3 protein-coding genes and 1 tRNA gene are annotated in these 3,734 nt (G+C 69.4%); all 4 read right to left on the bottom strand.

Translation table 11 applies throughout. From position 1 onward, the window contains the following. Positions 1-89: 89 nt before the first annotated feature. Complete coding sequence (locus D9R02_RS11435; protein WP_019309926.1) at positions 90-911, bottom strand: thioesterase family protein; 822 nt, start codon at positions 909-911, stop codon at positions 90-92. Positions 912-1,108: 197 nt separating this feature from the next. Continuing rightward, the gene (locus D9R02_RS11430) at positions 1,109-2,221 is read right to left on the bottom strand and encodes a fatty acid desaturase family protein (protein ID WP_070636986.1); all 1,113 of its coding nucleotides are present in this window, start codon (positions 2,219-2,221) and stop codon (positions 1,109-1,111) included. A gap of 70 nt (positions 2,222-2,291) precedes the next feature. Further along, on the bottom strand, positions 2,292-3,344 hold the full coding sequence (locus D9R02_RS11425; protein WP_121566944.1) for a flavin reductase family protein: 1,053 nt from the start codon (positions 3,342-3,344) through the stop codon (positions 2,292-2,294). Between the two features lie 158 nt (positions 3,345-3,502). Beyond that, positions 3,503-3,592: transfer RNA gene (locus D9R02_RS11420), tRNA-Ser, on the bottom strand. Positions 3,593-3,734: the final 142 nt, after the last annotated feature.

The raw sequence follows: 3,734 nt of genomic DNA, 5'->3' as shown, positions 1-3,734 counted from the left end.
CACCGGGGGCGCCGGCCAGGGGCCTGGACCGCACTGCCGAACCGGCCCGCACCCGCCGGGGCGGGCGGCGTCGTTCGCGCAGCGGGGCTTCAGCCCATGCGGCGGACGGTCAGCGCCTGGGCCACCCGGCCGATCGGGCCCTGCTCGTCGAAGAGCTCCGAGTGGGTCAGGCCCACGCCGTCCCCGCCGAACTCCACGTTGGTGTCCAGGCCCACCCACGCGGAGACCGGGGCGCGGAACATGTGGATGGTGAGGTCCACGTTGGGGAACGCCCACGGGCCGATCTCCACGCGGGGCGCCAGGCCGTTGGCGGCGTCCACCGCGCTGATGAACTGGGCGGTGGGGGAGGACTCCTCGCCCTCCACCACGGCCTTGCTGATCCGCAGCCAGCCCGCGCCGCTGCCCGGGCGGGGCATGCGCGCCACGCGGGCCTCGAGGGAGCCGATGTAGCCGCCGCCCCACTGCTCGTACATGTTCAGCTCCTCGCACTGCTCCAGCGGCGTGAGCGGCTCGATCTCCCCGCCCGCCACGTCCTGGGTGTCCGAGGTCTTCAGCCGCCACATGCTCAGCCGGATGCAGTCCCGCCCGCCGCTGCTCATGGTGGCCTCCACCAGCTCGATGGTCTTGCCCGGGCGCAGCACGCGGGTGTGCACCTCGATCTCGCCGCCGGCGATGAACCCCAGGATGTCGAACGAGAAGCGCACCGGGATCATGTCCTCGCGCGGGTGGTTGCGCTCGATCTCGTGCACCAGCAGCCCGGAGGACGCCGCCATGTGCTGCTCCTGGGGGCTCCATGCACCCTGGGTGAACACGGTGGTGCGGAAACTGTGCTCACCGGTGCGGATGTAGTGGGCGTCCGGGGTGTCCTCGCCGTTCACGCCCAGGTGGCCCACGGGCTGCTCGTCGCTCATGCGCTGATCCTCTTCCTGTCCGGGCCGTGGGCGCGCGGCGCATCCCAGGGGACACCCCCATCCACGGCCAAAGTGTGTGCCGGATTACACCCTAGGGGGAGGGCCGTGTGAACGCCTACCGGCGCGTAGTGCGAGCTCGCGCCTGTCCCGCGGGAGTTCTCGGTGAGCCGAGCTCCTGCCACGGACACCGGGCGGGATCAGGGCAGGGCGAGCCGGAACACCTTGCGCCACGCCTGGAACACCTGGCGGGGCAGCGGACCGGAGGTGTAGCGGATCCCGTACTGCTGGCAGATCTCCCGCACGCGCGGTGCGATCTGGGCCAGCCGGTTGGAGGGCATGTCCGGGAACAGGTGGTGCTCGATCTGGAAGGAGAGGTTGCCGCTCATGAAGTGCATGAGGCGGGAGCCGTCGATGTTCGCGGATCCCATGGCCTGCCGCCGGTACCAGTGCCCCCGCGACTCGTTCTCCACCTCGTCCTCCGTGAAGGTCTCTGCACCGTCCGGGAAGTGGCCGCAGAAGATCACCGCGTGCGCCCAGATGTTGCGGATCACGTTCGCCGCCAGGAAGCCCTTGATCGACGCCTTCCCCGACCCGGTGAGGGACGCCAGCAGGGGCGAGACCACGAAGTCCTTCGCGGACTGCCGCCCGAGCTTCTTCATCACGCGCTTGAAGTCCTCCCAGGTGGCTCGGCCGGACTTGGTCCCGGCGCGGAACTGGTCCAGCTCCACGTCGTAGATGGCGATCCCCCACTCGAAAGCCGGGGCCAGGAGGAGGTTGATCACGGGATTGAGCAGGTTCACCGGCCGCCACGGCTGGTCCGGGTCCATGCGCAGCACGTTGTACCCCACGTCCCGGTCCTTGCCGAGCACGTTGGTCCAGGTGTGGTGGAGATCGTTGTGGGTGCGCTGCCAGCCGACGGACGGTGCCACGAAGTCCCACTCCCACGTGGTGGAGTGGATCTCCTTGTCGTTCATCCAGTCCCACTGACCGTGCAGGACGTTGTGCCCGATCTCCATGTTCTCCAGGATCTTGCCCACGCTCAGGCAGCCCACGCCGCTCCACCACAGGGGCTTGTGCCGGGAGAAGATCATGCACGCGCGCCCCGTCAGCTCCAGGCCGCGCTGCAGGGCCACCACACGGCGGATGTATCGCGCGTCCGACTGCCCGCGCTGGGAGAAGATGTCCTCCCGCACGGCGTCGAGCTGTGCCGCGAGGTCGTCGAGTTCCGCCCGCGTGAGATTCAGGGGATCACCCGGTGGACGCGGCGCTGTTCTGGTGTCCGGGGTGGGGGTGGCTGAGGTGAGCGTCATGGGGGTTCCTTTGTTCAAGGGGTGCAGGCCGGAGGGATCGGTACCGGCGGAGAGGGGAGAGTGGTGGGTGTCAGGCGTCGAATGCGGCGTAGGGGGAGGGCCTCGTCACGCAGGTCTGGATGGGCCCGGGTTCCCGGTGGAGCTCACCGGTGCGGATGTTGGTGACCGCTCCGTCCGTCATGGGAATCAGGCAGCTGTGGCAGATGCCCATCCGGCAGCCGTGGGGCAAGGGGTGCTCGGCGCGTTCGGCGGCCTCCAGGATGGTGTCGCGCTCACCCACCGCCACGGTGAGGCCGCTGCGCTGGAGACGGATCTCTCCCGGGCGCCCGCCGGTGGCTGCGCGCGCCACATCGAACCTCTCCACCACGGGGGCGTGGCCGGAAACCTCCCCCAGTGCCTCCACGGCCGTGACGAAGGAGTCTGGGCCGCACGCGTACGTCGCGCGCGCCCGGTGGTCGGGGCACAGCGCGCCCACCTCACCCGGGTCCGCGGCGTCGAGCCTGCCGCGCTCCTCGGTGAACCAGAGGACCGGGCGGAGGCCGGGGAACTGGTCGGCGAGCTCCAGGATCTCGTCGTGGAAGATGCACGACTCCCGGTTCCTGGCCACGTAGACCAGGACCACGTCGTGATCCGGTCTGCGAGGCATGAGGGTCCGCAGCATGGACATCACCGGGGTGATGCCGGAACCGGCCACCATGAAGAGCAGCTCCGTGGGCATCTCCGGGAGGATGAACTGACCCTCCGGGCGCTCCAGGTACAGCACGTCCCCGGGAGCGGCCCGGTGGACGAGGTGCTCGGACACGGTGCCCTGGGCCCTGACGGTGATCGAGGGGTTGCCGTGCTCGGGAGCGCTGAGGGAGTAGGGGCGCCAGATCCGCTTCCCGTCCACCTCCACGCCGATCCGCGCCCACTGGCCCGCGCGGTGCGGGATCCAGCCGTCGCCGGCGGTGAAGAAGGCGGTCACGGTGTCGGGCGTCTCCCGGTGGATGCGGGTGATCCGCCCGCGCGTGTAGTGGGCGCTCGAGAGTGCGCCGAAGAGTTGTGCGAAAGAGCGCGGATCCTGGGGGTAGCTCAGGATGCCGGCTGCTGTGTGGAGGAATCTCACGATCCCGGAGCGGCCCATGCCCAAGTTCTATCCGATTGATAAGCAGGCTGGCAATCCCTGCGGGCCCTTTTCATCCTTCGGGCTTCCTGGAGGCGCTGCGGCGTGGCGCACCCCTGCAACGAAGAACACCCCGAACCTGAGGTTCGGGGTGTTCTCGAAGTCCCTGATCGGGACAGTGGCGGTGACGGTGGGATTTGAACCCACGTTGGCTTTGACACCAAACATCATTTCGAGTGATGCACCTTCGGCCGCTCGGACACGTCACCAGCTCCCAGCACTTTACAGGCCGGGACGCAACCCCTCCAAACCGGAGCCGTGTGCTGGCACGGTCCGCGGCGGCGTCGGGGTGCCTGGCTGTGAGGCGGGGATCGGCCGGTGCGGTGGGAGCTGGCGCGGGCTGGCTACGGA

The sequence above is a fragment of the Kocuria rhizophila genome (genome assembly GCF_003667225.1).
Classification (GTDB): domain Bacteria; phylum Actinomycetota; class Actinomycetes; order Actinomycetales; family Micrococcaceae; genus Kocuria; species Kocuria rhizophila.
The sequence above is the reverse complement of the archived record's forward strand: the minus strand, read 5'-3'. Positions and strand labels throughout refer to the sequence as shown.